This is a genomic window from Streptomyces sp. NBC_01384 (assembly GCF_045040035.1).
GTDB lineage: Bacteria > Actinomycetota > Actinomycetes > Streptomycetales > Streptomycetaceae > Streptomyces.
Genome location: NZ_CP109559.1, coordinates 2,657,722 through 2,683,721, shown reverse-complemented (window position 1 = coordinate 2,683,721; position 26,000 = coordinate 2,657,722). Strand labels below are relative to the sequence as shown.

Below are 26,000 nucleotides of genomic sequence, written 5' to 3'. Positions count from 1 at the left end.
CTTAGGACGGCTCGGGACGGCTCAGCGTGGCCATGGAGGGCGGCCATGGATGGCTATGGGGTGCCGGACGCCGCGTCCCGCACGCCCGCGAGGAAGCCGCGCACTGCTGCCAGCTCCCGCTCGTCGTACCCCCGCAGCAGCTCCACGCTCCGGCCGATCAGCGGGCCGAAGTGGGACCACCCCAGCTCGACCGCCGACTCGTCGACCTCGATGAGCACCCGCCGCCGGTCACGCTCGTCCCTGACGCGCCGTACGTGCCCGAGCCGTTCCAGACGGTCGACCAGGGCCGTGGTCCCGGCCGAGTTGAGGTTGAGCAGGGTGCCGAGGCGCCCCGCCGTCATCTCCGTACCGGATCTGGACGCGTCCATGAGGAGGATCAGCGCGCGTACGTCCGTGGGGTGCATCCCGTTCTGGTGTGCGAACCGGGCGCTGTGCAGCCCGAGTTCGACGACCGCCGCGCGCAGCAGATGGACGATCTCCATCTCGGGCCCCTGGTCTTCCCTGTCCATCTCTGCCGCCTCTGTGTCCGTTGTCTCGCTCGGCTATTATCTCGCCCAACGAGATATTACGACGGAAGGGAAGACGGCATGCCCATCCAGGTGAGTGATTCCCCGAGTGATTCTTCGGGCGACTTCTTCGCGGCGTACGACAAGGTCATGGCCAAGTGGCCCGCCGACACCGAACCGCGCACGGTGCCCACCCCCTTCGGTGCCACCCACGTCCACACCTGCGGCCCCGAGGACCGCCCCCCGCTCGTCCTCCTCCCGGGCGGCGGCGCGAGCTCGGCCTCCTGGTTCGCCGACGCGGCCGTCCTCGCCCGCACCCACCGGGTCCACGCCGTCGACCTGATCGGCGACCCCGGCCGCAGCGCCCCGGACCCCGGCCGCCCGATCCGGACCGTCACCGACGTGACAGGCTGGCTGGACGCGCTGCTCGACGGCCTCGGCATCGATTTGACGGCCCTGGCCGGTCATTCGTACGGCGGCTGGATCGCCCTCCAGTACGCCCTGCACGCACCTCACCGGGTGCGGGGTCTCGCCCTCCTCGACCCGACCGGCTGCTTCGCCGGATACCGGGCCGGATACCTCCTCCGTGCCCTCCCGATGCTGCTGCGCCCGGCCGCGCACCGGACCCGCGCCTTCCTGAAGTGGGAGACGGGCGGTGTCCCGCTCGATGCCGACTGGCTCCGGCTCCAAGAGGCGGCGGCCGGCTTCCGCACGGTCAAGCCGGTCACGGGCCCGCGCCCGGACGCCGGGGTGCTGCGCGCGCTCGACGTGCCGGTCGTGCTGCTCGTGGCCGCGAACAGCAGGACGCACGACCCCCGCCGGGTGGCGGCCCGGGCGGCTGCGCTGCTGCCACGCGTGGAGACGGCCGTACTCCCGGACGTCTCCCATCACGCGCTGCCGCACGCGGCCCCGGCCGGAACCACCGCCCGGCTGGCGGAGTTCCTCAGTCGTCAGTCGTCGCCTCTTACCCCACCTTCTCGATCCGAGCCCTGCGGATCAGGAACTTGCCCGGCTCCCGGACCTGCTCGAACGCCGCGTTGTTCAGCAGGACACAGCTGCCGGAGACCGACGTGACCTGCACGGTCGTGGACTTGTTGTTGTCCAGGTTCGTGACCTTGAGCTTCGTCCCGGCCGGGAACTGGTTGCTGGACGCGGCCGGGGCGCCGGCCTCACCGGAGAGGGTGACGGTCGAGCCGGTGCAGACCTGCTGGCCGGTGGCGGCGCCACCACCACCCGTCCCCTGCGCGGGTGCGGTGGTCTGCTTCTGTGCGGGCGCGGTCGTCCCCGACTTGGCGGGTTGCGTGGTCTGGGAGCCCTGAGCCGACTCCCCAACCGCACACCCGGACGCCTTCTGCTGCACCTTGATCTGCGCGATGACCGCCTCGCGGTTGGCGATCCGCGCCGCCGACTGCGCGTCGGGATTGGCCCGTTGGCCGTCGATGAACTTCTGGTTGTTGCCGAGGGCGGTGGTGAGCCCCTGGCAGACCGTCGAGTTAGCGGCGGACAGGGTCTGGGCGTTCTGGTTCTGTGCGGCGTTCGATGTGCTCGACATGGCGAAGGCCCCGCCTCCCACCACCGCCGCGGCGCTGACCAGCAGCGCGAGCTTCTTCTTGGGACTGAGAGTTCCCTTACGCGACATGCGCGCCTCCTGTCCCCGGCCACCTCCGTCGGCGGCCGGATGTGATCCGTATGCCGCTATGTACGAGATGCCGAACGGGGTTACTCAATGGTTCACACGAGTCATCGAAGTGGCGTGGGTCACATGGGGAGTTGGTCGGGGGTGCGGGGGAGTTCGCGAGGGCCGCCCGGGAACTGGTGGCTACCGGGACAAGGCGTCCCGTACCGCCTCATCGGTGCGTGCCACGACGGCCGTTCCGTCGTCCGCGGTGATGATCGGCCGCTGGATGAGCTTCGGATGCTCGGCCAGCGCCTCGATCCACCGCCCGCGCGAGCCGTCGTCCCGCGCCCACGACTTCACCCCGAGCTCCTTGGCGACGGCTTCCTGGGTCCGCGTGATGTCCCACGGTTCGAGCCCCAGCCGGTCCAGTACGTCGCGGATCTCGTCCTCGGTCGGTACGTCCTCCAGATAGCGGCGGACGGTGTAGTCCGCGCCCTCCGCGTCGAGCAGACCGAGGGCGCTGCGGCACTTCGAACAGGCCGGATTGATCCAGATCTCCATGCCGCACACGTTACGGGAGACACCTTCCTTCGCGGCTGTCCCGCCACTCCCAAAGGCCTTGTGGCCAGGGACTTTTGTCAGTGCCCGGCGGTAGAATAGAAGCAGTGTTCGAGGGTGTCGCCGGGCGGTCCGGACGGCGCCCTGACCGCGACAGGAGGATGCCTGTGCCCGCTGCCGCACTGAAGCCGCTGCCCACCCAGTCCACGTCCAAGAGGGCGGTCCTGATGGACCTGCCGTACGAGCCCGTGGCGAAGCGTCCGCTGCCGCCGGGGCGGCCCCGCGAGTGGTATGTCACGCACAACCGCCGGCTCAAGGCGATGCGCCTCGCGATCGCTCTGCTCGACTCCGGTGTCTATGTCCCCAACCAGGCCCGCAACGAGAAGATCCGCAGCACCGCGGAACTCATCGGTGTCCATCCGCCGTCGGACACCACGTGCCACATGGTGCGGGCCCTGATGCGCTACGCACGCTGAGCGCCGGGGGAGGTGGGGGGGCGGGTCTCCTCGCCCCCCCACCTCCCCTACGCCGAAGACGCGTGCAGCGCCCCAACAACACACCCGGGGTCTGGGGCGGCGGAGCAAACCCGTTCCGGCCACTGCGATGTGCCGCCGCTCCTCGCCCACACCGCCTCCACCTCGTAGCTGCCGTCTCCCTCCGCATCCTCTCGCGCCTCACCCGATCGGCGCCCCCGGCATGCGTAAGCCCTGCTCACGGCCTTGACTGAAACGGGAATCCGCAGCGGAGCGTCGGGAGACGAGATGGCGAGGAACGGGATACGACGGTCGGGCGTACGAGGGACGGTCCCGGGGACGGCGGTCGTCGTCCTCCTTCTGGCCGCCGCGTCCCTCACCCTGGCCGCCGCGTCCCTCACCGGCTGCTCCAACAACAACACCAGCCCCTCCGACATCGCCTCCGCCGCCTCCTCCCTCGCCTCCGAGGCCGGCGGCGCCCTGGCCTCCGCGACCGCCGAGGCCGGCCGGAGGTTCGACGAGTTCAAGAGCGGCCTGAACGCCAAGGGCGAAGTGAAGCTCGGTGACCAGGTGACCACCGACTCCGACGGGCGGTCCACGGTCAAGGTCACCGCCACCAACCCGACCCCCTCCTCGAAGACGTACGCCGTCCAGGTCGACTTCCGCGACAACGGCGGCAACCTCCTCGACACGGTCGTCGTCACGCTGAACGACGTCCCGGCGGGCGCCGCCAAGGACGCCACGGCCCGCAGCACCCACACCCTCTCCGGCGATGTCACCGCCGACGTCGCCAGAGCAGTAAGGACCTGACGGCCATGGACCGCAGTGGCGGTACGAACCTGACGGCCATGGACCGCAGGGGCAGTACGGCCACCCCCGCCGACCGGGCCGCCCGCGGCAAGGCCGCCCGCAAACGCGCCTCCCGCACCGCGCACGCCCTCTGGATACCCGCCGTCGACCGGCCCGACCCCGTCGCCGCCCTGGAACGGCAGGGCAAGGACCGGCTGCAGGAACTGCTGCCGATCCGCTACGGGCGGATGACCGCCTCGCCGTTCGCGTTCCTGCGCGGCGCCGCCGCCGTCATGGCCGCCGACCTCGCCACCCAGCCGCACACCGGCCTCACCGTCCAGCTGTGCGGGGACGCCCACCTCCTCAACTTCGGCCTCTTCGCCTCCCCGGAACGCGCCGCCCTGCACTTCGACCTCAACGACTTCGACGAGACCTATCCGGGCCCCTTCGAGTGGGACGTCAAACGGCTCGCGGCCAGCGTCGCCGTGGCCGCCCGCGAGAACGGGCACAGCGACATACGGGTGCGCCGCGCCGCGCAGGCCGCGGCGGCCGAGTACCGCAAGGGTGTACGACGGCTCGCGCGCCAGGGCGAACTGGCCGTCTGGTACGAGGCCATAGACGCCGACCGGCTGCTCCCGCTCGTCCGCTCCGCCCACCGGCGCAGGCGCGTCGACTCCAGCCTCAGCCACGCCCGCCGCCGCACCAGCCTGCACGCGCTCGGCAAACTCACCGAGACCGTCGACGGGCGGCGGCGCCTCGTGCACGACCCGCCGCTGCTGGAGCCGGCCGGAGTCTCCGACATGGCGGCCCTGCGCAAGATCTTCTTCGACTACCGCTCCACGCTCACCGAGGAGCGCCGCCTCCTCCTCGACCGCTACCGCTTCGCGGACGCCGCCCGCAAGGTCGTCGGCGTCGGTAGCGTCGGCACCCGCTGCTTCGTCGTGCTGCTCACCGGCCGCGACGCGGACGACCCGCTGTTCCTGCAGATCAAGGAGGCGACGAAGTCCGTACTCGAGGACCACCTGCCAGGCGGCCCGTACATCCACCCCGGCCACCGGGTCGTGGTGGGGCAGCGGCTGATGCAGGCGGCCAGTGACATCTTCCTCGGCTGGATGACCGGGCCGCAGGGGCGTGCCTTCTACTGGCGGCAGCTGCGCGAGACGAAGGGCTCCGCGGACGTCGCCGGCATGAGCCCGGACGAGCTGCTGGAGTACGCCCGTCTGTGCGGCACCGCGCTGGCCCGCGCGCACGCACGCTCCGGCGACCGCGTCGCCATCGCCGCGTACCTGGGCGGCGCCGACACCTTCGAACGCGCCGTCGCCGACTTCGCCCTGCACTACGCGGCCCAGAACGCCAAGGACCACGCGACGCTGAGCACGGCGGTGGCGGCGGGTGTCGTCGCGGCGGCCCCGGACGTCTGAGGCCCCCCGGAGGCCGGTGTCCGGGGTCTGGTGTCCGGTGTTCGGGGGCTGGCGTTCGGTGTCCTCGGCCGTACAGTTTCGGCAGCCCGGCCCCCGGTACGCCGTCAGCCGTACAGCTCGAACAGCCCCGTCACATAAGCCGTCAGCCGTTCGCCCAGCACCTCGGGGGTCAGATCCGTGCGCCCCAGGTCCCGCCACGGCACCGCGAGCTTCTCGGCGTCGGGGGAGTAGGCCAGCGCGTCCAGCAGCCGCCAGTACAAGTGGTCCTCGCCGTCGGCCAGTCGACGTCCACCGTGAGCCTCGTACCGCGCGCGGAACCCCAGCCCGTACGCCTCCCCGTGCAGCAGTGCCAGGGCCGTGGAGCAGTGGGCGACGTCCAGGTCGGCGGGCCCCCACGAGGTCTCCACCCAGTCGACCACCCCGCTGACCCGCAGGGTGTCGCCCGCGCCGCTGAACAGCACGTTCCCGGGGTGGAAGTCCCGGTGCAGAAAGCCCCCTTCGTACGCGGGCGGTTCGCGGCGGATCACGTCCACGGCCCGTTCCCACAGCGCACCGGCGGGCGCGTGGACCCGCTCGGGCGAGGTCCACGCCTGGTAGGGGCGCGGACGGTCCTCCGGAACCACCATGTGAATGCGGACGAGTTGACGTGCCAGCAGGTCGACCCGCCGCTCCAGATCCTCCTCCTCGACCCGCACCGAGCCCGGCAGCAACGACATCAGCAGCGAGGGGTGGTCGCAGTGTTCGGCGCCGGCGTCGACGGCGTACAGCTCGGGCGCGGGCACGTCGTCGTACGGGGCGAGCAGGGTGAGGACGGACGCCTCGCGGGCCAGCAGCCCCGGAGCATGCCGCCGGAAGAAGGGCTTCACGAACGACCGCAGCACCAGACCCGTACGGTCGTCGAGGGTGAGCCGGCGCATCTGGGAGCTCCAGCCGCCGCGCAGGGCCGTGGACTCCCGTACGCTCCTGCCGTCCGGAAGCTGTTTGGCCACCCAGCCCCGGGTCGCGGTCCAGCCCCGCTCGCCCAGCCCCACGAGCACGGCGTCCACGAACCGTTCCCGGTCGGCGGCATGCTCGCGCAGCCACAGGCCCAGCATGTGGTCGGCATCGGGGAGTTCGAGCCGGGTGAACTGCGCACGGGTGGCGAGCGCGTCCGTCACGGCCTCGGTGACGGCGGGCGGGATCACGGCGTCCGTACCGGGTACGGCGAGGACCGCACGGCCGTCGTACGCGCGCAGCACATCGAGCGCGGGCGCCTGCCGCCAGCTGTCCGGCGTACGGATGATCCGGCTGAAGCGTCCTCCCCCACCTTCGCCGAACGGAAGCGGCCATGCCGCGGCGCCGTACACCGCGGGCGCGCACAGCCCCAGCGCCACCACGCGCTGCCCGTAGTGCCCCGCGAGATCGGCCACCGTCTGGCCGCTCATACTGAACCCGACGAGGATCAGCGACCCGTCCGCCGGGACCGTCGCGTCGATCACGGCGACGGCCTGCTCGAAACGTCGGCGCAGGCTCAACTCCCGCAGTTCGCCCGAGCTTTCGCCGTGCCCGGAGAAGTCGAGGGCGAGACCTCGGCAGCCGCGCGCGATGAACTCCTCGAGCAGCGGGAGCAGTCGCTCCTTGCTGCCGTTGCCCGCGCCGTGCAGCAGGACGACGGTGGCCGCGCGGCCCTCACCGCCACCGCTGACACAGCTCAGTCGTTCACCGTCGTGATCGTGCGTGAAGGAGGAGAGCATCCCCCCATTTACGCACGCTCGTCAGGCCGTTCAAGGCGCGGGCGTGCCGTTCTCGGCCTTCGTCTCATGAGGGTCTCCAACGCTGGAGGCCCGCCGCCAGGAACGCCGCACGTAGCCGTCCGACACGTACGTCAGAGACCCGGGGCGCCCCAGATGGGGAACCACCGGCTGAGGTCCTGCTCGATCCGCAGATCGTCCGCGAGCGCGGCCTTGATCTGAAGCTCCAGCGCGTTGTCGCGCCGCTGGCCCTCGCCGGCCAGCGGCGCGAAGGGGTAGAAGGTCCCTCGCTTGTAGAGGTAGACGAGCCCGAGCCGTCGCTGTCCGTCGTCCTGGAAGCCGGCCACGGAACAGAGCAGCTGCGGTCCGAAGCCGCTGCCCTCCAGTGCGCTGTTGACCGCGTGCAGATCACCGACCAGCGCGGGCAGATCGTCCGGCGCACGCCGCGAGATCAGCCACGAGTACCCGTACTCGTCCCGGCTGATCTCCACCGGCGGACCCGTGCGTTCGGCATCCGCGTCGAGCAGCTCCTGCACCTCCCGGTGTGCCTGGGCGAAGGCCCCGCCCTCGACGCTCGCGAAGCACACCGCGCCCGTCCCGGTCGGAGTGAACCCGGCGGCGGCCTCTAGGGTCACGGCCGCCGACGGCAGCCCGAAGAGCTGGTCGAGATCGGGCGCGACGGCCTTGGTGCGCCCGAGCAGGATGTCCAGGAACCCCATGCAGGTGGCTGCCTTTCCGGAAGGGAGCTTGCTCAGGTGGTGCTGTCGGGAGTCGCCGCCTCACCCAGCTCGGCCGAGATGCGCCCCAGCTGTTCGAGCCGCTGCTCCAGGCTCGGATGGGTGGAGAACAGTTTCGCGATACCCGGCTCGGCACCGAAGGCGGGCGTGAAGTAGAACGCGTTGAACGCCTGCGCCGTCCGCAGGTCCTTGGTCGGTATCCGGGCGATGTCCCCGGAGACCTTGGTCAGCGCGGACGCCAGCGCCGAGGGCCGGCCGGTGAGCAGGGCCGCGGCGCGGTCGGCGGCCAGCTCGCGGTACCGGGACAGAGCCCGGATGAGCACGAAACTGATCGCGTACACGGCCGCGGAGACGGCCATCACCGCCATGAAGATCGCCACGGTGTTCTGGTCCTTGCGCCCACGCCCGCCGAAGAGCTGCGAGTAGAACGCGAACCGCACGATCAGCCCGGCGATCACCCCGAGGAACGAGGCCACGGTGATCACGGCGACGTCCTTGTGCGCCACGTGCGACAGCTCGTGGGCGAGCACGCCCTCCAGTTCGTCGGGCTCCAGCCGGCGCAGCAGTCCGGTCGTCACGCACAGCACCGCGTGATCGGCGTTCCGCCCGGTCGCGAACGCGTTCGGCATGTCCACATCGGAGACGGCGACGAGCGGCTTCGGCATGTCGGCGACGGCACACAGCCGGTCGACGACCCCGTGCAACTGCGGATACTCCTCCCGCTCCACGATCCGGCCGTGCATCGCGTAGAGCGCGATCCGGTCCGAGAACCAGTACTGGGCGCCGAGCACCGCGGCCGCGACGACCACGACCAGCACCCAGGACTTCAGCAGCACGATCAACGCGGCGACGAAGGCCACGTACAGCAACCCGAGCAGGAACAGCGTGACCGTCATACGCGCGGTCAACTGCGGATCGCTCCGGAACCGGCTCTTCATCTGCATCACCCCCGCACTAAGGCACTCGTCCCGATGTCCAGTGTGCACCTGCGGACGCCCATGAAGCGGTTCCGAACAGCCCTAGGAGGTGCAAAGGCAACCTGTGGGACTTCCAAGATGCTGAGTGGTCGAGTCGCGATTAGCCTTTTAGTCGCGACCAGCTCTTATTGAAGAGAGCCGCGATCGGGGTACGCCCGCCGCACGCTTCGGCGGTTCGAACGTACTCCTTGTACTCGGGCGAGCACCGCGCCGGACCAATCCGCTGCGGTCGTGGCCATCTGCCATCTGTCTCGTGCCTCGGAAAGGCCGCACGAGAGGGTGGAAGGAGGATTCATCCATGAAGGCACAACGCGCCAGGCGCTTCCTCGCGGTATCCGCCATCGGCGTTCTGATGGCCGGCGGCGCCGCGATCGGCGCAGCAGGTACAGCCTCGGCAGCTGCCCCGGCCCAAGCCCCGACCCAAGTGTCCACCAACGGCTGCGGGAACTTCGGTGGCCGTGGCTTCGGGAACAACTGCGGTTTCGGTTTCAACAACGGCTTCAACCGTGGCGGTTTCGGCTTCAACAACGGCTTCAACCGTGGCGGTTTCGGTTTCAACAACGGCTTCAACCGTGGCGGTTTCGGCTTCAACAACGGCTTCAACCGTGGCGGCTTCGGTTTCAACAACGGCTTCAACAACGGCTTCGGCTTCGGTGGTGGAGTCGTAGTCGTTGTGGTGCCCTAGGGACCACGGCCGAGGGCCGCCACCTGTGCTCACAGGTGGCGGCCCTCAGTGGTGCGTCGGAGTTCTCGAACGTCGTGATCTCCAGACGTCGTGATCTTTAGACGTCGTAGTAATGCGCACCGAGCACTCTGACCTGCGCTTTCTGGCTTTCCCGGAGATCATCTTGCACAGACGTTGCACACCGGGTCAGGCGGGACTGCTCGTAGATGTTCCGCAGGGCGGCGCCCAGCTTGGCGCCGGCGTTGGGTACCCGGTGTACGTACTTACGCAGAGTGAAGGCCGGGTCGGAGTGGCCGAGGCGGTCGGCAAGCGTGCAGATGTCCACGCCGTGGCCGAGCGCCATCGAGGCGAACAGGTGGCGAAGCGCGTTTGGGAACATCCCCGCGGGCGCGGGGAGCAAGACCAGCCGTCCATCGACAGCAGCGGCATCCCGGGAACATTCCCGCGCGTACGGGGTGCAGACCGACGGCAACTTCGTCCTCTACAACAACACCGCCACCCCGATCTGGGCCTCCGGCACCTGGGACCACTCCGGCTCGACCGCCACGTTCCAGACCGACGGCAACCTCGTCGTCTACGCGCCGGAAGGCGGCCCGGCGCTGTGGGCCTCGGGCACCTGGGGTAACCCGGGCTCGACCTTCGCGTTCCAGCAGGACGGCAACCTCGTCATCTACAGCTCCGGCCACCAGGTGCTGTGGGCCAGTGGCACGAACGGCCGCTGAGCCTGGAGCATGACCGGCAGCTGAGCCGACCTCGGGCTCCGCGCCGCTGCTCAGCGGCGGTGCGGCCACGGCCGGTCGCGCAGGCGGCGCGGGCCGGAGGCGAGCCCGAGGACGCCTCCGCCTGGTCGCCGTCCTCAGCCTGCTACTCAAGGGCAACCTGATGACGCCCGTCATCGAGAAGGCCCTGAAGGATCTTGGACTTCACTGAAGATCCACCATCTTGAAGTCGCTGGTCATGGGGGCTGGTGTGAGTCGTTGGTCGTGTCCTCGTGCTGGTCGCGGATGGTTGTCCGGCATGAGGATCGTCCGTCAGCGGGTGACTTCGAGGTTCGTCAGGACGAGCAGGGCGCGCAGGAGCGTGGTGGCGTGGCGCACGTCCAGGCGGAGTTTGGTGAGAACGCGCCAGACACCTCACGTTGCCAACGCGTCAAGCGGCGGTGGCGAGTTCGGTGGGGAAAGCGGTGCGTTCGTCGAACAACTCGCGCCGCTGACGACAGTGATAGAGCTGTCCAAGCATTCGATTGAACAGGTTCCGCAGGGCGGCCGCGCGCCGGTCTCCGTGTTCGTCGCGGCGCCGACGGTAGTGGGCCTTGGCCCCGGGTGATCCGTTCGGAGCGGCGAAGGCCCAGAGGTATCCGGCGTGGTTGAGTCGGTCGTTCTTCACCCACCGCCGCGTGGTGCTCGACTTCTTGCCGGTGGTGCGGGTGATGGGCGAGGAGCCCGCGTAGGCCTTCAGTCCCCGGGCGTCGGCGAAGCGGGCGCGGTCGTCACCGATCTCGGCCGGGATCCGGGCGGCGAGCTGGATGCCGAGCCCGGGGAAGCTCAGCAGGATCTCAGCGTCCGGATGCTGAGGGAACGCGTCCTCCACCGCCTCGGCGAGCTGGTGGGCGGCGGTGCAGGCGGCGTCGAGCTGCATGAGGAGGGCGAGCAACTGTTTGCCGAGGGCGTCCTCGACAAGCGACGGCTGGTGGGCCCACTCGGCGCGGAAGATGTCGCGGATTCGGTCGGCTTCGGCTGCGATGCTGCGCTTGCGGCCAGCCCGCTTGAGGGCGGCCTGGAGCTGGGTGCGGGTCAGGCGTGCCGCCCGCGGCGGGGTCGGGGCGGTCTTGAGGAGTTCACGTGCCTCGGGCCGGCACAGGCCGTTGGTCCAGGCGGCGAAGGCGTCCAGAGCGGCCGGGTAGTACTCGCGCAGCAGGGAGCGGAGCTGGTTCGGGTGTGAGTGGTTGGAGTACAGGAAATCCCGGTGAGATTGATCTTGGTCGACTGGGCGTGTACCGGAAGTAGGTCTTGGACATGACGTGATGATCGTGGCGCGTGGGGACCTCGCGGATAGACAGTGGGCGAGGCGCCGCCCGTCGGCTCCCGCACCCGGCACTGCTATGTCGAGCGAACTTCCAGGCACTCCCACCTGAGGGGCGGTGGCCAGCGCATGCCTAGAGAGGGCAGCGACTCCGACCGCTTCGGCATCAACGACTATGATGCGCGGGCTTACATCTGGACGGCAGGGGGACGATGCAGCAGACACTGACGCTGAGGTACGTCCCCGAGATCGACGACCTCCTCGAGTTGCTGGCCGGCTCCCCCGAACGGCGGCGTCTGCGGAACCAGGCGGTACGCAACGCGGTCGCCATTCTCTTGTTGCTGTGCCTCGTGGTGTGGGTGGGCACCGTCGAACCGACGTCGGACACATTGCTGCCTGCGCTGTTCCTCGCGGTATTGTTCGGGAACTACGCGTTGAGAGCGGTTGCCTTCTCCTCCCGCTGGGGTCTTCGCCGTAAGGCACGCGCGATCTGGCAGCGCTCGCCGAAGCTGCAGCAGGGACACGAGGAAGAGATCGGACCGGAAGCTTTGACACTCCGCACGGAGGGGCTGTCGTGCACCCACGCATGGTCGCAGTTCGGCGAGTTCCGGGAGTCCAGCCGGCAGTTCGTCCTCCTGGACCGCTCGGGCAAACCCTCCGTCGTCGTGCCCAAGCGGGGCCTGTCCGACACGGCACTCGTCCCGGTCTGCCGCACCCTACTCACCGAGTACCTCGCAGGCGCTTCACCCTCCGGCTCTGCCACCGCGCCCACCGACGGCCCACCCGCGTCCGTAAGCGAACCCGGGTCGCAACGGGGCAGGAGTACCTGAACAGCGCCCGGTAGGCAGTGAGCCGAGCTCGCTCGCCTAGGGCTGGCTCGAATGGTGCTGGTCACAGCCACTCGTTGATGGCGGCGATGAGAACGGTCGCCTCGTAGCGGACCGCGAGCTTGTCATACCTTGTGGCCACGGCGCGGTGCCTTTTGAGGCGATTGATGCCGCACTCGACCGCGTGTCGAGCCTTGTAGTCCTCCGGGTCGAACTTGGGCGGCCTGCCGCCCCCGGGATGGTGCAGCGGATCCCGCGCCGACGCAGGTAGGCGCGGTTCTTGCGGGAGGCGTACGTACGAGAAAACTCACCATTTGCCGGTCGGTCTTAGTCAAACGCATCTGATCAACGTACCGACACGCGCGGAGCGATATCCATGCTGTGACCCGCGGCTACCGTCACTTCGTCAGTCCACGCAACTCACGGTGATCAACGGTGGCCGCCCCCAACCCCGCACCGCGACCACCAGCAGGATCACGATCTGCAGCTGGAGTATGAGGGCGAGCGTGCCCCTACCGTGGCGGGCAGGCTGGCGGGCGGCTTCGATGGGTGAGACCCGGGGCGGCCGTCACTGCTGGGGGGGCGCTCGCCATGCGGCAAGGGCATCAGGGGGAACGTCCCGTCGTTCTCAGCTGAAGGTGACGGTCCGGTTGGCGGCATCCGGTGCAAGGAAGGCGAGAAGTGGCTCGGTCTCGTCCAGCACCGCCGCGGTGTCTGCCTGCGACAGTGGCCGGAACGGGGTGATGAGAAGTGTGGAGCCCGTCATCGACCATGTGCCGCGTACGAATCCGTCAACCAGGAAGGTGGGCCGCACCATCGCCTGACCCGGCATCACCTGCTTGCGGTCCGCCTCGCTGATCACTCGGGTGCGGTCCGCGTGCCCGAGGAGGAGGTTGTCGAAGGCGGGGAGAAAACGCACCGGGACAGGTCGGTCCGGGTCGGCGAGCGGCGCGTCGGGCAGGTCGAAGAGCTCCGTGCCCCGCTCGTCGCGGAAGACGCGTAGCTGCGGTCGCAGCTCGTCGAGAGTCTCGCGCAGGCGGGTCAGCCCCGACCATGCCTGGATGTCCTTCACACCGGCCGGGCCGAACGCCGCCAGGTAGCGGCGGATCAGCCTCTCGACCTGCGGCGCCGCCATCGGTCGGCCGATCCACTGCTCCGCGAGGGTGATGGCGATGCCGGCACGGGTGCCCCAGGCTCCCCACGTGCCGGTGGCCGGGGCGTGCACCATCGGTACCCGCAGTTCTACCGCCCCCGCGAGTACGCGGCCGTCGCGGCCGGGGAAGCACTCGGCGAGCGACGAGGCGAGTTCGTGCCGCTGCAGGGTCCGACCAGCCATCAACTCCATCCCGGTGACAGCGATTTTGTCGAGGTCCAGCCCAACGGTCTGCGTGGCGAAGTACTGCGCCCGCGTGGTGCGGTCCAGGACGGGCTGGAGGACCGGCCGCAGCCAGCGGAAGTCGTCGCTGCTGGTCAGGTGCTGGGTGCTGCGCAGGACTGCGGAGCGCACCACGCGCCGGTCGCGGAGCAGTGCCGTCAGTTCGTCGTGCCGGAAGTCGGCCTGCCGCGTCCACAGGCCCACATAGGGCCAGTTGGGCTCCTGTCCCTGCAGAGCGACCAGGTGTTCGACGACGTCGAGCGCTGGGCGGGAGGTTCGGGCTGCCAGGAACTGACGCTGGAGCAGTGTCCGGTTCAGGGTGCGGGTGGAGAGCACGGGGACGTCGGTCATGTGGTGCCGGATCTCCTTGGATGTGGTGGGGACGCCGCAGGGAGCAAGCCGCCCGTCAGCCTGTGACAGGCGGCTCGCGTCGAGCCTCAGCCGGCGACCTTCACGGAGACGTTGCCCTTGTAGTTGCCCTGCAGCAGGGAGACGAGCGCCTCAGGAGCGGCCGTGACGCCGCCTTCCACGATCGTGTGGGGGAAAACGAAGCGGTCTTCGCCCAACCAGGTGCTGAAGTGCTCGGTCCACGCCGCGACCTGCTCGGGCGTGTGGTAGGTGGAGAACGGCAGGACCTCGATCTTCTTGGCGGTCGCCGCGGTGAGGTCCGGCTCGGGGAACCGGTTCTCGTGGTCGCCGATCTGGGTGGCCAGCGCACCGCAGAGCGCGAACCGGGCACCGGGCGCAGCCGCCTCGACGGCCGCCTCGAACTGTTCTCCGCCGACGTTGTCGAAGTAGACGGTGATGCCCTCGGGCGCCAGTTCCCGCAGATGATCGAGGACGGGGCCGTCGTGGTAGTTGAACGCGGCGTCGAAGCCGAGCTCGTTGACGAGGTAGTCGATCTTCGCTTGGCTTCCCGCGCTGCCGATCACCTTCGCGGCGCCCCGGCACCTGGCGATCTGCCCGGCCAGCGACCCGACGCCGCCCGCCGCACCGGAGACGAAGACAACATCGTCGGCTCCGACCTTGGCGATCTCGGCCATCCCGTAGTACGCGGTGGGCCCCTGGCTGAGGTAGTGCACCGGGCTCGGGAACAACTCCGGGTCCAGTTTGGGGTACTGGTCGGCAGGCCCGGCCGAGTACTCGCACCAGCCGGCCATGGTGCGGACCAGGTCGCCGACGGCCAGGTCCGCGCTGTTGGAGCGCACGACCGTGCCCAGGGCGCCGCCGCCGATGCGCTGGCCGACCTGCCACGGCGGGATCGGCAGATGGGAGTCGGCGCGCATCATCTCCAGATAGGCGACCGACAGGCCCAGGTAGTCCGTGCGGACCAGGACCTCTCCGGTGCCCGGCTCGGGCGTCTGCACCTGCACGAGGTCGAAGTTGTCGAGCCCGAGGTCTCCCTTCAGGTGCTTGGCCAGCCGCACTTCCCACGCCGTGTGGGTGATCGTCGACATCGTGCTGTCGGTCATCGGTCTCCTTGTTTTGATCAGTCGGCGCACCCGGCCCCGGGCCTGTGCCGTCCTCGTGAAACCCACGCTACGAGCTATAGCGGTCACTTTCTGACCTCAATTGCCGTCATCCTGAGGACATGGCGAACACAAGCTCTCGGACTCTGCGGCTGCTGTCCCTGCTCCAGACCCACCGGCACTGGCCGGGCGGCGAGCTGGCCGACAGGCTCGGAGTTTCTGCGCGTACCCTGCGGCGCGACGTCGACCGGCTGCGCGAGTTGGGCTACCCGGTCGAGGCCAGTCGCGGCGTCGAAGGCGGCTACCAGCTCACGGCAGGCGCTGCCCTGCCGCCGTTGGTACTCGACGACGAGGAGGCGGTCGCGCTCGCCATCGGGTTGCGTGCAGCTGCCCAGGGCGCGGTCACCGGAATTGAGGAGTCCTCGATCCGCGCGTTCACCAAGGTCGTGCAGGTCATGCCGGCGCGACTGCGCCGACGAGTCGACGCCCTGCGGGTGGTAACCGTGCCCTCGGTCGAGGGTGGTGGGGGGAGTGTCGAGGCCGGCGTGCTGACCGCCATCGCGCAGGCCTGCCGGGACGAGGAACGGCTTCGCTTCTCCTACACCGCCCGCGGTGGCGCTCGCAGCGCCCGCCATGTCGAGCCGCACGGGCTGGTCTCGCTCGGGTACCGCTGGTACCTGGTCGCCTACGACCTGACCCGGCAGGACTGGCGCAGCTTCCGCCTCGACCGCCTCGACGATCCGAGCAGCACCGGAGAGCGGTTTCGCCCGCGCGAGCTACCCGCCGACGACGCCGCGGCGTTCGTCCGTTCACGGGGCGCCGGTGTCCCCGCGCTGCATAGCGTCGAAGTGCTCGTGTACGCCCCCGCGGCGGTGGTCCGCACGCGCGTCGGCCCGTGGGCGACGGTCGAGGAGGTCGACGAACAGCGGTGCCGAGTACGGATGACCTCGCAGACGCTGGACTGGCCGACTCAGGCACTGGGCAATGTGGGTGCGGAGTTCAAGGTGCTCGGCCCTCCCGAGTTCATCGACTTCATCCGCGAGTGGGCCGCCCGCTTCACCCGTGCCACCGGCTCGTGATGTCCCGCTGCGGAAGTTCACCGCTCGCAGGCCCAGTGATCGAGATCTTCAGTAAGCCATCGTTAATCGGAGATCGCCGGGCAGGCCATCAGAAGGTCCTCAGAGCCTTCTATAACTCCTTCAACAACCTAGGCCGAGCACCACTACGGCCAGGGCATCGACGTCGAACAGCGCTACGGCCTGGCGTCGCTCTGCCGCCGCGGATGCCGGGCTTCTTGCGGTTGCGGATCTGGTCGGTCCTCTCCGGGATGGTGCAGCGGATACTGTGTCTGCGCAGGTAGGCGCGGTTCGCCCGGGAGCCGTAGGCCTTGTCTGCTCGGACCTGCGGGGCTTGGTGCGGGGGCGTCGCGGACCATTGCGCGGGACGCTGACGAGGTCGAGGACAGTCTGGAACTGCGGGCTGTCATGGCGGTTGCGGCGGCGATGGCCAGGGACAACGGCTTCTGCCCCTGCTCGACCGTGAGGTGGAGTTTCGTCGTCAAGCCGCCCCGGGAGCGTCCGAGTCCATGGTCGGCCAGCTCGATGTCGACACCGCCGGGTGGTTCTCGCTGGAGATCCCCTCTTTGCGGGCGCCGGCGGCGTGCTGGTGAGCGCGGGAGATGGTGGAGTCGACGCCGACGTCCCAGGTGATCAGCCCGTCGGCGTCGGCCTGGGCCTGGAGCTGCTTGAGGATTCGCTTCCAGGTCCCATCGCGCTGCCGGCGCCGGCCCGTGGACGGTCTCCCACTCGCCGTACCCGAGCGGTACGTCACGCCACGGCGCGCCGGTCCGTGTCCGCCAGCGTATGCCGTCTGTCAGCTGCCGCTTGGACCAGACCGGAGGTCGTGCCGGCTTCTTGCCCACCGGCAGCGACGGCTCCAGCCTGGCCCACTGTGCGCTCGTCAGATCCCCACGTCCCACGTGGGGATCACGCAGAGCTTGATCGACTTCTGACACGCACCCTAGTTTCGGTTCCACATGCTGGTGAGGGAGGCCAGGCAACTGTTCGTGTTCGGGCCGGCGACCCCGTCGACGCCCTGGCTGCATGCGTGGTCGTGTTGGAACGTCAGGACCCAGTTGTAGGTGTGGGGCCCGAAGTCCCCGTCGACGGCGAGCGGGGTGTTGGAGTTGGGGTTGCCGTAGAGCTGGTCGATGGCGTACTGGAGGTTGGCCACGCAGTAGTCGCCGTAGTCGCCCTGGGCGAGGGTGTGGTCCGGGACCTTCTGGATCTCGCTGACCATCGAGTTGGAGTACAGCTGGGTGGTGCACTCGTTCATCGAGAGTGCCTGGGCGGTCGGTGCGGTAGCGATGGCGCCGCCGAGGAGGGCGGTGGTGGCTAGAGCGAGAGAGAGGCGCCTGCGTCCCTTGATGGCGGTGGTCCTTTCGACTTGATAGACGATCCGGGGAGCGCGGTCGCCCGGACCGCGCGCATGGAGGAGCGCTGAGCCATGTGCTTCGGCGAGTGGCTGGACGGTTCCCCGCGCCCGGAGACGGCGATGGGGATGAGCGTCGCCGGTTGCACCGTGCATCGTCCGGGCCGCGAACGCCGTTGTTTGGGTTTGCACGGCGGTTTGTGCTGTGGGGGGCCTTTCGGGGCCCTTGATGGTGGGGTCCCGGGAGGCCTCGAAGGGTGTTAGACGCCCTGGTGGTTGCCGGTGGCCCAGTCGAGGCAGCTGAAGGTGTTGGGCCCGACGATGCCGTCGACGCCACCGGCGCAGTGGAAGTCGCCCTGGAACCGGTTGACCCAGTTCAGAGTCTGCCGACCAAAGTAGCCGTCCGTCGCGAGGCCTGCCCCGTAGGCCTGGTTCAACTCCTGCTGCAGGACGATGACGCAGTCGTCCTCGTTGCTGGGGTCGTAGGAGAGGTTATGGTTGGGGACCCAGTAGGTGTGAGGGGCGAGGTCCGAGTTGGCGTACCAGTAGCCGAAGCAGTTGTTGGCCGCTGAGGCGTTCGTGGCGGTGGCTACGGTGGTGAGGCCCGCGAGCATGGCTGCAGTGACGGCAGCGCCGGCGATCTTCTTGAGGTCCATCCTGGGGTCCTTTTCGTGTTCGTTGCGTGCGCGCGGGTGGCCTGGGGGGATACCCCCGGACTGTTGATCGGTGGGCCAGGGCCGTCCGGCTGCGCCGGATGGAGGAAATCGGGCGTCTCAAGACGGGGTGAGACCCTGGAGGTTGTTCCAGGCCGTACCAATCGCCCAATTCCCGGGCTCGGCCTCCATGGGAGCGTATGCAACAACTGCTGTGCAGTTGTGTGCAGGCCATGCAGTCTTCCTCGACGTTGCGTGCAGCAGTCGTCCTCCTTCGAAGATCGAGCCAGGTACTTCGCCCGTCTCAGACACTTCTGCCTGGGTATGTCTCAAAGTGCCTGTCAGGGCCGTGAGACGGGGTTCCGTGAGGCGGGAGCCATTCCCTGGTGGCGCCGGTATCGCGCGTTGCAACAGACTGATGATCTCGGCAGGTGCCATGGCGCCTGCTGGACCGAGAAGCACGACACGGGGGATTTCTGACGATGTGGCAGGGTGGTTCCGCGACGGCGGTGGCGGCGTCGGAGAGGTTCGACTGGTTCACCGATGTGGTCGCCAACGCGCTGATGCCGACGGCGCTTCGAGCTGACGACACGGCCGGGTTCCATGCCGAGGGCTCTGTGCTGGCCCTTGGAAATGTCCAGGTGTCGAGGTTCTCGTACTCCCCGCTGCGGTCACGGCGCACACCGAAGCTGATCCGGAGGGGCGACCCGGAGCAATACCAACTGGGCCTGGTGACCAAGGGCTCGATGTGGATCTCGCAGCGTGGTGGTGAGTCGGGGCTGCTTTCAGGCGACATGGTGCTGTGGGACACCTCTCGTCCCTCCGAAGCGGGCTCGGGAGTCGAGGGCCGAATGGTCGAGGCATTCGTCCTGCAGATACCCAAATCCGAGGTATCGCTCCGTGCCAACCAGGTCGATCAGCTCCTTGCCCGGCGCATCCCAGCGGGTACCGGCATGGGGGCGATCCTGGCCCAGTTCCTGACCGCGCTCCCAGGCAACGGACCCGACTGCCGACCGCAGGATCTGAGCCGGCTCGGGGCCACGGCCGTGGATCTCGCCGTGGCCTGCCTGGCGCACCATCTCGGTGCGCCGCAGCACGTGCCGACCGAGGCCCGCGTTCACGCCATGTTCCGTCGGATCGACGACTTCATCGACTGCAACCTGGACGACCCGGAGCTGACTCCCTCCGTGATCGCCGACCGTCATCACATCTCACTGCGCAGCCTGTATGCGCTGTTCGAGGGCCGGCCAGAGAGCGTCGCCGCGTCGATTCGGCAGCGCCGACTCGAACGATGCCGTGCCGACCTCGCCGACCCCGAACTGCGCAAAGAGTCCGTTCAAGCCGTCGCCGCCCGCTGGGGCTTCACCAGCGCCACCGTGTTCAGCCGTACGTTCCGCGCTGCCTACGGAACCACCCCGACCCAATACCGGCACGAGTTCCTGGACTGTCTCTGACGGATGAAGCTGTCGCTATGGCTCTAATAAGGAGGGCACGGGACCATCCCTGCGGGTGCAGGGAGAAGCTGCCGCCACCGTTCTTCACGTGCAGGAAGATGGGGCCATCCCCGCAGGGCGGGGAGCAGATCGTTCCGGTGGATCCGCAGCGCAAGGACCCGGGACCGTCCCCGCGGGTGCGGGGGAGCAGCAGGTCAGGGCGACCGGCGGCGACCTGGGCGAGGGACCAACCCCGCGCGTGCGGGGAGCAGGATGTCGGTGACGTGTAGAAGTGGATGCCGAAGGGACCATCCCCGCGCCCGCGGGAATGTTCCCACGGCGACCAGCGCGAGGAGTATCGCCGCGGTCTGCTCCCGGTCCCCGACGTTCGCGGCGGTCACTGCGACGACCAGCAGCAGACCGAGGCAGTCGGTCACGATGTGCCGCTTGCGGCCGCCTGGCTTTTTCCCGCCGTCGTAGCCGCGCGAGACGGACGGCGCCGAGGCCGCGGCCTTCACCGAGTGCGCATCGATGCGACAGGCACCGTCAATATGTGTCGATCCGCTACAGCGAACGGCTGACGGACGTGGGCGCCGCAGCCTCGGTCGGCTCCGTCGCGGACTCGTATGACGCCATGACCGAGGCCCTGAACGGCTCTTTCGAGGCCGAGCTCATCCAAGCACCACGGGCCCTGGCGGGACGCTGACCAGGTCGAACGCGCCGTCGTTCAGTGGGTCGGCTGGTACAACAGCGAGCGGCTCAACTTAGCCCTCGGCTACTTGCCACCCGAGGAGTTCGAGGCCGAGCACCACCGTTTCCAGGCCGTACCGACCGCTGCCTGAAAACACACAAACCGGCCGCTACGAAACCCGGGGCAGCACACTTCGACCGGGTGACGTGGTTCGACGCCGACGAGCGGAAGATTGCCGGGGATCGCTACACGTGCGGCTTCGGCCAGACCAAGGACCACTGGACCCAGTTCGAGGTCTACCGGAAGGACCCCGAGACCGCCCCCGTCCCCGGCGGCTACACCGCCCCCTTCTACAAGGCCGACCGCCAGCGCGAAATGCGTGAAGCCCACTCCTGCTGATGACGTTAACCGCGAGCCTGCCGCAGGCGGTCTTCTGATACTTGACGCCTATGCCAGAGTGGGTTCGCGTCAGAACGATCGGGTGCGGGGCAGCGTTCTCTCGCTATCGGCCCAACGGATCCGTCATCACCGTATGTGACGGCTGCGCGAGATCCAGCATGACTGACGCTATGTCAGACTTTCAAGATCATCTTGCACCTGCGTTGCACAAGACGCCGAAAACCATCGATGGTCGGGGGTGGATGGTGAAGCGACGAATCCGCAGGTCACAGCGGATTTTAGGCGGTGTGCCCCCTGAGAGCAGGGGGCACACCGTCCGTGCGGATCACACGTCGTAGTACAGCTCGAACTCGTGCGGGTGCGGACGCAGCTGCAGCGGCGCGATCTCGTTCGTGCGCTTGTAGTCGATCCACGTCTCGATCAGGTCGGACGTGAAGACGTCGCCCGCGAGCAGGAACTCGTGGTCGGCCTCGAGGCGGTCGAGAACGGCCGGGAGAGAGGTCGGGACCTGGGCGACGCCCGCGTGCTCCTCGGGGGCGAGCTCGTAGAGGTCCTTGTCGATCGGCTCGGCCGGCTCGACCTTGTTCTTGATGCCGTCGAGGCCCGCGAGCAGCAGCGCCGAGAAGGCGAGGTACGGGTTGCCGGAGGAGTCGGGCGCACGGAACTCGACGCGCTTGGCCTTCGGGTTCGAACCGGTGATCGGGATACGCATGGCCGCGGAGCGGTTGCGCTGCGAGTACACCAGGTTGACCGGGGCCTCGAAGCCGGGGACCAGACGGTGGTACGAGTTCACCGTCGGGTTAGTGAAGGCGAGCAGCGACGGGGCGTGCTTGAGGATGCCGCCGATGTAGTAGCGGGCGGTGTCCGAGAGGCCCGCGTAACCGGCCTCGTCGTAGAACAGCGGGTCGCCGTTGCTCCACAGCGACTGGTGGACGTGCATGCCCGAGCCGTTGTCGCCGAAGATCGGCTTCGGCATGAAGGTCGCGGTCTTGCCGTTGCGCCAGGCGACGTTCTTCACGATGTACTTGAAGAGCTGGAGGTCGTCGGCCGCGGCGAGCAGCGTGTTGAACTTGTAGTTGATCTCGGCCTGGCCGGCGGTGCCCACCTCGTGGTGCTGGCGCTCGACCTGGAGGCCGGAAGCGGCCAGCTCCAGGGAGATCTCCGCACGCAGGTCGGCGAAGTGGTCGACCGGCGGGGTCGGGAAGTAACCGCCCTTGTAGCGGACCTTGTAACCACGGTTGTCCTCGAGGGCACCGGTGTTCCAGGCGCCGGCCTCGGAGTCGATGTGGTAGAAGGCCTCGTTCGACTTGGTGTCGAAGCGCACGCTGTCGAAGACGTAGAACTCGGCCTCGGGGCCGAAGTACGCGGTGTCGGCGATGCCGGTCGACGCGAGGTAGGCCTCGGCCTTCTTCGCCACGTTGCGCGGGTCACGGGAGTACTGCTCGCCCGTGATCGGGTCGTGGATGAAGAAGTTGATGTTGACCGTCTTGTCGCGGCGGAAGGGGTCGACGCGCGCGGTGGACAGGTCGGCGCGGAGCGCCATGTCGGACTCGTGGATGGCCTGGAAGCCGCGGATCGAGGAGCCGTCGAAGGCCAGTTCCTCGTCCGGGTCGAAGGCCGCCGCCGGCAGCGTGAAGTGCTGCATCACACCCGGCAGATCGCAGAAGCGGACGTCGACGAACTTGACGTCCTCGTCCGCGATGAACTTCTTGGCCTCGTCGGCGTTCTGGAACATCCAGCTCCTCCTACTCCCGCCCACAGTGGACCGGGGTGGTAGTTCGTTCGTGCGGCCAGTGCGGTGGCACACGCTGCAGCCGACCATAGGGACGGGGGATTTCTCCAGCGTGACCCATTTGTTTCGCCCAAGTTAACCGACTTGGACCGGGCGAGCCCCTCCTGTCCGCATGTAAAAACGGGCGCAGTACCGTGGACGGGTGGACAACAGGCAAGCAATCGGATCGTGGCTCTCCGGACCCCGCGCGGCCATGGAGGACGCGGGCGCCGACCTCGGATACCGGGGCGAGCAGCTCGGTCTGCCGGAGCACGGCCCCGGCTCCATCGCCCGTCCGGGCCGGCGTCTCGGCGCCCTCGCCGTCGACTGGGCCCTGTGCCTGTTGATCGCATACGGACTGCTCACTCACGGCTACAAGCCTGGGGCGACGGGCAACTGGGCCCTGCTCGTCTTCTTCGTCCTGGGCGTCCTGACCGTCGGCACGGTCGGCTTCACCCCGGGCAAGCGCCTCTTCGGCCTGCGGATCGTCCCCGAGGGCGGCGGCCGCCTCAACCCGCTGCGCGCCCTGCTGCGCACCGCCCTGCTGTGTGTCGCCGTCCCCGCCCTGATCTGGGACCGCGACGGCCGGGGCCTGCACGACCGCCTGGCCCGCACGATCGAGGTCCGGGTCTAGGGGTCCAGGGCCACTGGAGCTTGGTGGGCACTTGGTTTCGGCAGCATGATCTGGCCGTACCGGTCCTCACGGACGATGCCTGGCTCGCCCTCGCGCCCAAGGCGACGGTTCGCGGCGCGGTGTCGGCGCGCACGATCCTGGAAGCACTGCTGCACAAGGCAGCGACGGGAATGTCCTGGTCCGCACTGGACGAGCGGTTCGGTGGGTCCTTCCACCAGTACTGGAAGCGCTGGAATCGCAACGGACTGTGGCGGGAACTGGTGGACGGACTCGCAGGATGCGTCACGGTTCCGGTTCATCAAACAGAGATGCTCCCCGTCATGCGGATGACGGGGAGCATCGGAACAAGAAATTTCAGCGCGTCTTGCCTCGCGGCATCCGCATCCCCTTGGGCATCGGGCCCTTTGGCAGGGGGAGGTTCGACATGATGTCGCCCATCGCCCGCAGCCGGTCGTTGGTGGCGGTCACCTGCGGACCGGTCAGGACGCGGGGGTACTTCAGCATCGTGGTGCGGAGCTTCTTCAGCCCCACCTGCCCCTCGCCGGTGCCCACCAGCACGTCGTGCACGGGCACATCCGCGACGATCCGCGCCATCTTCTTCTTCTCGGCGGCCAGCAGGCTCTTCACCCGGTTCGGGTTGCCCTCGGCCACCAGCACGATGCCGGCCTTGCCGACCGCGCGGTGCACCACGTCCTGGCTGCGGTTCATCGCCACCGCTGGAGTCGTGGTCCAGCCCCGGCCGATGTTGTCCAGCACGGCCGCGGCTGCGCCCGGCTGGCCCTCCATCTGCCCGAAGGCGGCTCGCTCGGCCCTGCGCCCGAAGACGATCGCCGTCGCGAGGAAGGCGAGCAGAAGGCCGAAAATGCCGAGATAGACCGGGTGGCCGATCAAGAAGCCGATCGCGAGGAAGACACCGAGGGTGACGATTCCGACAGCCGCGAGTACAAGACCGATCTTGGAGTCGGCCTTGCGAGTCATCTTGTAGGTCAGGGCGATCTGCTTGAGTCGCCCGGGGTTCGCAGCGTCCGCTGCAGTTTCCTTCCTCGCCATGCCACGAAGTCTACGTGGCCCGACAAGCGCCGACGACGCCAGTGTCCGGGTGGGCGGATGCAGCCGCCCGCACGGGAGCGCGCGAGCGCTACGAACGCGTCGCCACGGACTCCAGTACGCGCTGCGCCTCGACCCTGTCCTTGGCGCGGCGGCGGTCCTCCAGGACGGAGGTCCAGGCATTGCGACGGGCGGTGCGCTGACCGCTGCTCATGAGCAGCGACTCGACGGCACGGAGTGCATCGGTGAACGACGGGATGGCGGTGGCGCGTACGGGCGCGGCCTGCATGATGGAGGTCCCCCCTAGGGATGGCGGCTCTGGATGGGGTTGTACGTGGCGTAAGACCAGGGTCACTGATTGGTGTTACCAGGGCGTGACCGACCGGTCAAACACCAATGAAACCTTGATGCATCGGGCCTTTGTTCCGACGCCGTCCTGACGCGGGTCCCCATCTGCGCGGACGGGTGTCACCGCGTCGAACAAGCCACTGTTGAGGGGGAGTTGCTTGTGCGCCGATTCACACGTGAGCGGTGGCACTCAGTGCCACCGCTCGGGTCGTACGGCGTTCCGCACAAGTTTTGCGCGACTGCTCCGTACGGGTGTTCAGACGGCCTGCGAGGCGATGTAGGCGCCCCGCTTCTCGATGGCCATCTGGTACAGACGGCCGGCCCGGTACGAGGAGCGGACCAGCGGGCCCGACATGACGCCGGAGAAGCCGATCTGCTCGGCCTCCTCCTTGAGCTCCACGAACTCGTGCGGCTTGACCCAGCGCTCCACGGGGTGGTGGCGCACGGAAGGACGCAGGTACTGCGTGATGGTCACCAGCTCGCAGCCCGCCTCGTGCAGCTGCCGGAGGGCCTCGCTGACCTCCTCGCGGGTCTCGCCCATGCCGAGGATGAGGTTCGACTTCGTGACCAGACCGTAGTCACGGGCCTCGGTGATGACCTTCAGCGAGCGCTCGTAGCGGAAGCCCGGGCGGATGCGCTTGAAGATCCGGGGGACCGTCTCGACGTTGTGCGCGAAGACCTCGGGGCGGGAGGAGAAGACCTCGGCGAGCTGGGCGGGCTCGGCGTTGAAGTCGGGGGCGAGGAGCTCGACCTTGGTGCGGCCGGCCGCACGGTCGGCGGTCTGCTGGTGAATCTGCCGGACCGTCTCGGCGTACAGCCACGCCCCGCCGTCCTCCAGGTCGTCGCGTGCGACGCCGGTGATGGTGGCGTAGTTCAGGTCCATGGTGACCACGGACTCGCCCACGCGACGGGGCTCGTCGCGGTCGAGCGCCTCCGGCTTGCCCGTGTCGATCTGGCAGAAGTCGCAGCGCCGGGTGCACTGGTCGCCACCGATCAGGAACGTGGCCTCGCGGTCCTCCCAGCATTCGTAGATGTTGGGACAGCCCGCCTCCTGGCAGACCGTGTGCAGACCCTCGCTCTTCACGAGGTTCTGCATCTTCGTGTACTCGGGACCCATTTTCGCCCGGGTCTTGATCCACTCGGGCTTGCGCTCGATGGGGGTCTGGGCGTTCCGGACCTCCAGGCGCAGCATCTTGCGTCCGTCGGGTGCGACTGCGGACACATCGGCTCCCTGTAGCTTCGATTCTTCGGCGTACACCAGGGTACGCCCGTGCGGTACTCGGTCCCCGGGGTGGGCAACCTTGCGGACCGTGGGTGCATTCCCGGGCGTTTCCTCGCCTCCGCCGCCCCGCGGGGGCTGCCGCCCATGCCCCCCGCCTCGGCCTGAACGGCCTCGTCCTCGAACGC

The 26,000-nt window shown here is 68.7% G+C and carries 29 protein-coding genes and 4 pseudogenes; 13 read left to right on the top strand and 20 right to left on the bottom strand.

The features are described 5' to 3' along the window. Positions 1–53: 53 nt before the first annotated feature. Positions 54–509, bottom strand: a complete 456-nt coding sequence (locus OG747_RS12135) for a MarR family transcriptional regulator (RefSeq protein WP_405879329.1) — start codon at positions 507–509, stop codon at positions 54–56. 78 nt (positions 510–587) lie between these two features. Between OG747_RS12135 and OG747_RS12130 the strand changes: the two genes are divergently transcribed. Then, a complete protein-coding gene (locus tag OG747_RS12130; protein WP_405879328.1) occupies positions 588–1,580 on the top strand; it encodes an alpha/beta fold hydrolase in 993 nt (330 codons plus the stop codon). Here the strand turns inward: OG747_RS12130 and OG747_RS12125 are convergent. Together OG747_RS12125 and OG747_RS12120 are read right to left on the bottom strand one after the other, a co-directional pair. Then, positions 1,471–2,145, bottom strand: coding sequence for a hypothetical protein (locus tag OG747_RS12125; RefSeq protein ID WP_405879327.1), 675 nt, complete (start codon positions 2,143–2,145; stop codon positions 1,471–1,473). The two genes, OG747_RS12130 and OG747_RS12125, sit on opposite strands and share 110 nt — an antisense overlap. A 180-nt stretch (positions 2,146–2,325) precedes the next feature. Next, a complete protein-coding gene (locus OG747_RS12120) occupies positions 2,326–2,685 on the bottom strand; it encodes an arsenate reductase family protein (protein ID WP_405879326.1) in 360 nt (119 codons plus the stop codon). Positions 2,686–2,849: 164 nt separating this feature from the next. Between OG747_RS12120 and OG747_RS12115 the strand changes: the two genes are divergently transcribed. The 3 genes from OG747_RS12115 (at position 2,850) to OG747_RS12105 (ending at position 5,365) form a co-directional block, all read left to right on the top strand. Next, the gene (locus OG747_RS12115) at positions 2,850–3,158 is read left to right on the top strand and encodes a hypothetical protein (protein WP_405879325.1); all 309 of its coding nucleotides are present in this window, start codon (positions 2,850–2,852) and stop codon (positions 3,156–3,158) included. Positions 3,159–3,443: 285 nt separating this feature from the next. Further along, the gene (locus OG747_RS12110; RefSeq protein WP_405879324.1) at positions 3,444–3,965 is read left to right on the top strand and encodes a hypothetical protein; all 522 of its coding nucleotides are present in this window, start codon (positions 3,444–3,446) and stop codon (positions 3,963–3,965) included. 5 nt (positions 3,966–3,970) lie between these two features. Beyond that, entirely contained in the window at positions 3,971–5,365 is a 1,395-nt protein-coding gene (locus OG747_RS12105) for a DUF2252 domain-containing protein (RefSeq protein ID WP_405879323.1), read from the top strand. A 104-nt stretch (positions 5,366–5,469) separates the two neighbouring features. Here the strand turns inward: OG747_RS12105 and OG747_RS12100 are convergent, their stop codons facing one another. From OG747_RS12100 to htpX, 3 genes are all read right to left on the bottom strand, one after another. After that, positions 5,470–7,098 (bottom strand): alpha/beta fold hydrolase, encoded by a 1,629-nt coding sequence (locus OG747_RS12100; RefSeq protein ID WP_405879322.1) that lies wholly within the window; start codon positions 7,096–7,098, stop codon positions 5,470–5,472. Between the two features lie 131 nt (positions 7,099–7,229). Further along, positions 7,230–7,814, bottom strand: coding sequence for a hypothetical protein (locus tag OG747_RS12095; RefSeq protein ID WP_405879321.1), 585 nt, complete (start codon positions 7,812–7,814; stop codon positions 7,230–7,232). A gap of 32 nt (positions 7,815–7,846) precedes the next feature. Further along, the gene (gene htpX, locus OG747_RS12090; RefSeq protein WP_405879320.1) at positions 7,847–8,770 is read right to left on the bottom strand and encodes a zinc metalloprotease HtpX; all 924 of its coding nucleotides are present in this window, start codon (positions 8,768–8,770) and stop codon (positions 7,847–7,849) included. A gap of 337 nt (positions 8,771–9,107) precedes the next feature. Between htpX and OG747_RS12085 the strand changes: the two genes are divergently transcribed. Next, the gene (locus OG747_RS12085) at positions 9,108–9,494 is read left to right on the top strand and encodes a hypothetical protein (protein ID WP_405879319.1); all 387 of its coding nucleotides are present in this window, start codon (positions 9,108–9,110) and stop codon (positions 9,492–9,494) included. 97 nt (positions 9,495–9,591) lie between these two features. Here OG747_RS12085 and OG747_RS12080 read toward each other — a convergent pair whose 3' ends face one another. Further along, a complete protein-coding gene (locus tag OG747_RS12080) occupies positions 9,592–9,894 on the bottom strand; it encodes a hypothetical protein (protein ID WP_405879318.1) in 303 nt (100 codons plus the stop codon). A gap of 55 nt (positions 9,895–9,949) precedes the next feature. Here OG747_RS12080 and OG747_RS12075 point away from each other — a divergent pair, with 55 nt between their 5' ends. Beyond that, positions 9,950–10,216 carry a hypothetical protein gene (locus tag OG747_RS12075; protein WP_405879317.1) on the top strand — a complete coding sequence of 89 codons (267 nt, stop codon included), beginning with the start codon at positions 9,950–9,952 and terminating at the stop codon, positions 10,214–10,216. A 427-nt stretch (positions 10,217–10,643) separates the two neighbouring features. Here the strand turns inward: OG747_RS12075 and OG747_RS12070 are convergent. Continuing rightward, positions 10,644–11,468, bottom strand: a pseudogene (locus OG747_RS12070) (transposase); the annotation flags it as partial. Positions 11,469–11,728: 260 nt separating this feature from the next. Between OG747_RS12070 and OG747_RS12065 the strand changes: the two are divergent. Then, positions 11,729–12,346, top strand: coding sequence for a hypothetical protein (locus OG747_RS12065; protein ID WP_405879316.1), 618 nt, complete (start codon positions 11,729–11,731; stop codon positions 12,344–12,346). Between the two features lie 61 nt (positions 12,347–12,407). On the opposite strand, the pseudogene OG747_RS12060 reads toward OG747_RS12065, so the two are convergent. The 3 genes and pseudogenes from OG747_RS12060 to OG747_RS12050 form a co-directional block, all read right to left on the bottom strand. Further along, a pseudogene (locus OG747_RS12060) lies at positions 12,408–12,643 on the bottom strand (transposase); the annotation flags it as partial. Positions 12,644–12,971: 328 nt separating this feature from the next. Beyond that, positions 12,972–14,069 (bottom strand): winged helix DNA-binding domain-containing protein, encoded by a 1,098-nt coding sequence (locus OG747_RS12055; protein WP_405879315.1) that lies wholly within the window; start codon positions 14,067–14,069, stop codon positions 12,972–12,974. A gap of 86 nt (positions 14,070–14,155) precedes the next feature. Then, positions 14,156–15,190 (bottom strand): MDR family NADP-dependent oxidoreductase, encoded by a 1,035-nt coding sequence (locus tag OG747_RS12050; protein ID WP_405879314.1) that lies wholly within the window; start codon positions 15,188–15,190, stop codon positions 14,156–14,158. Between the two features lie 119 nt (positions 15,191–15,309). Between OG747_RS12050 and OG747_RS12045 the strand changes: the two genes are divergently transcribed. Next, positions 15,310–16,266 (top strand): helix-turn-helix transcriptional regulator, encoded by a 957-nt coding sequence (locus tag OG747_RS12045; RefSeq protein WP_405879313.1) that lies wholly within the window; start codon positions 15,310–15,312, stop codon positions 16,264–16,266. A 478-nt stretch (positions 16,267–16,744) separates the two neighbouring features. Here the strand turns inward: OG747_RS12045 and OG747_RS12040 are convergent, their stop codons facing one another. The 4 genes and pseudogenes from OG747_RS12040 to OG747_RS12025 all read right to left on the bottom strand — a co-directional run bounded on the left by OG747_RS12040 (position 16,745) and on the right by OG747_RS12025 (position 18,273). Next, the gene (locus tag OG747_RS12040) at positions 16,745–17,017 is read right to left on the bottom strand and encodes a hypothetical protein (RefSeq protein WP_405886089.1); all 273 of its coding nucleotides are present in this window, start codon (positions 17,015–17,017) and stop codon (positions 16,745–16,747) included. Between the two features lie 16 nt (positions 17,018–17,033). Next, positions 17,034–17,291 (bottom strand): annotated as a pseudogene (locus tag OG747_RS12035) (hypothetical protein); the annotation flags it as partial. After that, complete coding sequence (locus OG747_RS12030; protein WP_405879312.1) at positions 17,207–17,521, bottom strand: peptidoglycan-binding protein; 315 nt, start codon at positions 17,519–17,521, stop codon at positions 17,207–17,209. The gene OG747_RS12030 and the pseudogene OG747_RS12035, both read right to left, overlap by 85 nt. 356 nt (positions 17,522–17,877) lie before the next feature. Next, entirely contained in the window at positions 17,878–18,273 is a 396-nt protein-coding gene (locus OG747_RS12025) for a peptidoglycan-binding domain-containing protein (protein WP_405879311.1), read from the bottom strand. A 479-nt stretch (positions 18,274–18,752) separates the two neighbouring features. Between OG747_RS12025 and OG747_RS12020 the strand changes: the two genes are divergently transcribed. Then, positions 18,753–19,724 carry a helix-turn-helix domain-containing protein gene (locus OG747_RS12020; RefSeq protein WP_405879310.1) on the top strand — a complete coding sequence of 324 codons (972 nt, stop codon included), beginning with the start codon at positions 18,753–18,755 and terminating at the stop codon, positions 19,722–19,724. 194 nt (positions 19,725–19,918) lie between these two features. Here the strand turns inward: OG747_RS12020 and OG747_RS12015 are convergent, their stop codons facing one another. Beyond that, positions 19,919–20,236 (bottom strand): transposase, encoded by a 318-nt coding sequence (locus tag OG747_RS12015; RefSeq protein ID WP_405885514.1) that lies wholly within the window; start codon positions 20,234–20,236, stop codon positions 19,919–19,921. Between the two features lie 20 nt (positions 20,237–20,256). On the opposite strand from OG747_RS12015, the gene OG747_RS12010 reads away from it, so the two are divergent. From OG747_RS12010 to OG747_RS12000, 3 genes and pseudogenes are all read left to right on the top strand, one after another. Continuing rightward, positions 20,257–20,409, top strand: a complete 153-nt coding sequence (locus OG747_RS12010) for a hypothetical protein (RefSeq protein ID WP_405879309.1) — start codon at positions 20,257–20,259, stop codon at positions 20,407–20,409. Between the two features lie 37 nt (positions 20,410–20,446). Next, positions 20,447–20,545 (top strand): annotated as a pseudogene (locus tag OG747_RS12005) (hypothetical protein); the annotation flags it as partial. A gap of 50 nt (positions 20,546–20,595) precedes the next feature. Continuing rightward, complete coding sequence (locus OG747_RS12000) at positions 20,596–20,793, top strand: hypothetical protein (protein ID WP_405879308.1); 198 nt, start codon at positions 20,596–20,598, stop codon at positions 20,791–20,793. Between the two features lie 325 nt (positions 20,794–21,118). On the opposite strand, the gene glnA is transcribed toward OG747_RS12000, so the two are convergent. Further along, on the bottom strand, positions 21,119–22,528 hold the full coding sequence (gene glnA, locus OG747_RS11995; RefSeq protein WP_405879307.1) for a type I glutamate--ammonia ligase: 1,410 nt from the start codon (positions 22,526–22,528) through the stop codon (positions 21,119–21,121). A 199-nt stretch (positions 22,529–22,727) separates the two neighbouring features. Between glnA and OG747_RS11990 the strand changes: the two genes are divergently transcribed. Further along, positions 22,728–23,198 (top strand): RDD family protein, encoded by a 471-nt coding sequence (locus OG747_RS11990; protein WP_405879306.1) that lies wholly within the window; start codon positions 22,728–22,730, stop codon positions 23,196–23,198. 354 nt (positions 23,199–23,552) lie between these two features. On the opposite strand, the gene OG747_RS11985 is transcribed toward OG747_RS11990, so the two are convergent. From OG747_RS11985 to lipA, 3 genes are all read right to left on the bottom strand, one after another. Next, positions 23,553–24,248: a DUF4191 domain-containing protein gene (locus OG747_RS11985; protein ID WP_405879305.1), complete on the bottom strand. Its 696-nt coding sequence runs from the start codon at positions 24,246–24,248 to the stop codon at positions 23,553–23,555. A gap of 88 nt (positions 24,249–24,336) precedes the next feature. Further along, positions 24,337–24,534, bottom strand: coding sequence for a hypothetical protein (locus tag OG747_RS11980; protein WP_054229278.1), 198 nt, complete (start codon positions 24,532–24,534; stop codon positions 24,337–24,339). Positions 24,535–24,849: 315 nt separating this feature from the next. Beyond that, the gene (lipA, locus tag OG747_RS11975) at positions 24,850–25,815 is read right to left on the bottom strand and encodes a lipoyl synthase (protein ID WP_405879304.1); all 966 of its coding nucleotides are present in this window, start codon (positions 25,813–25,815) and stop codon (positions 24,850–24,852) included. Positions 25,816–26,000: the final 185 nt, after the last annotated feature.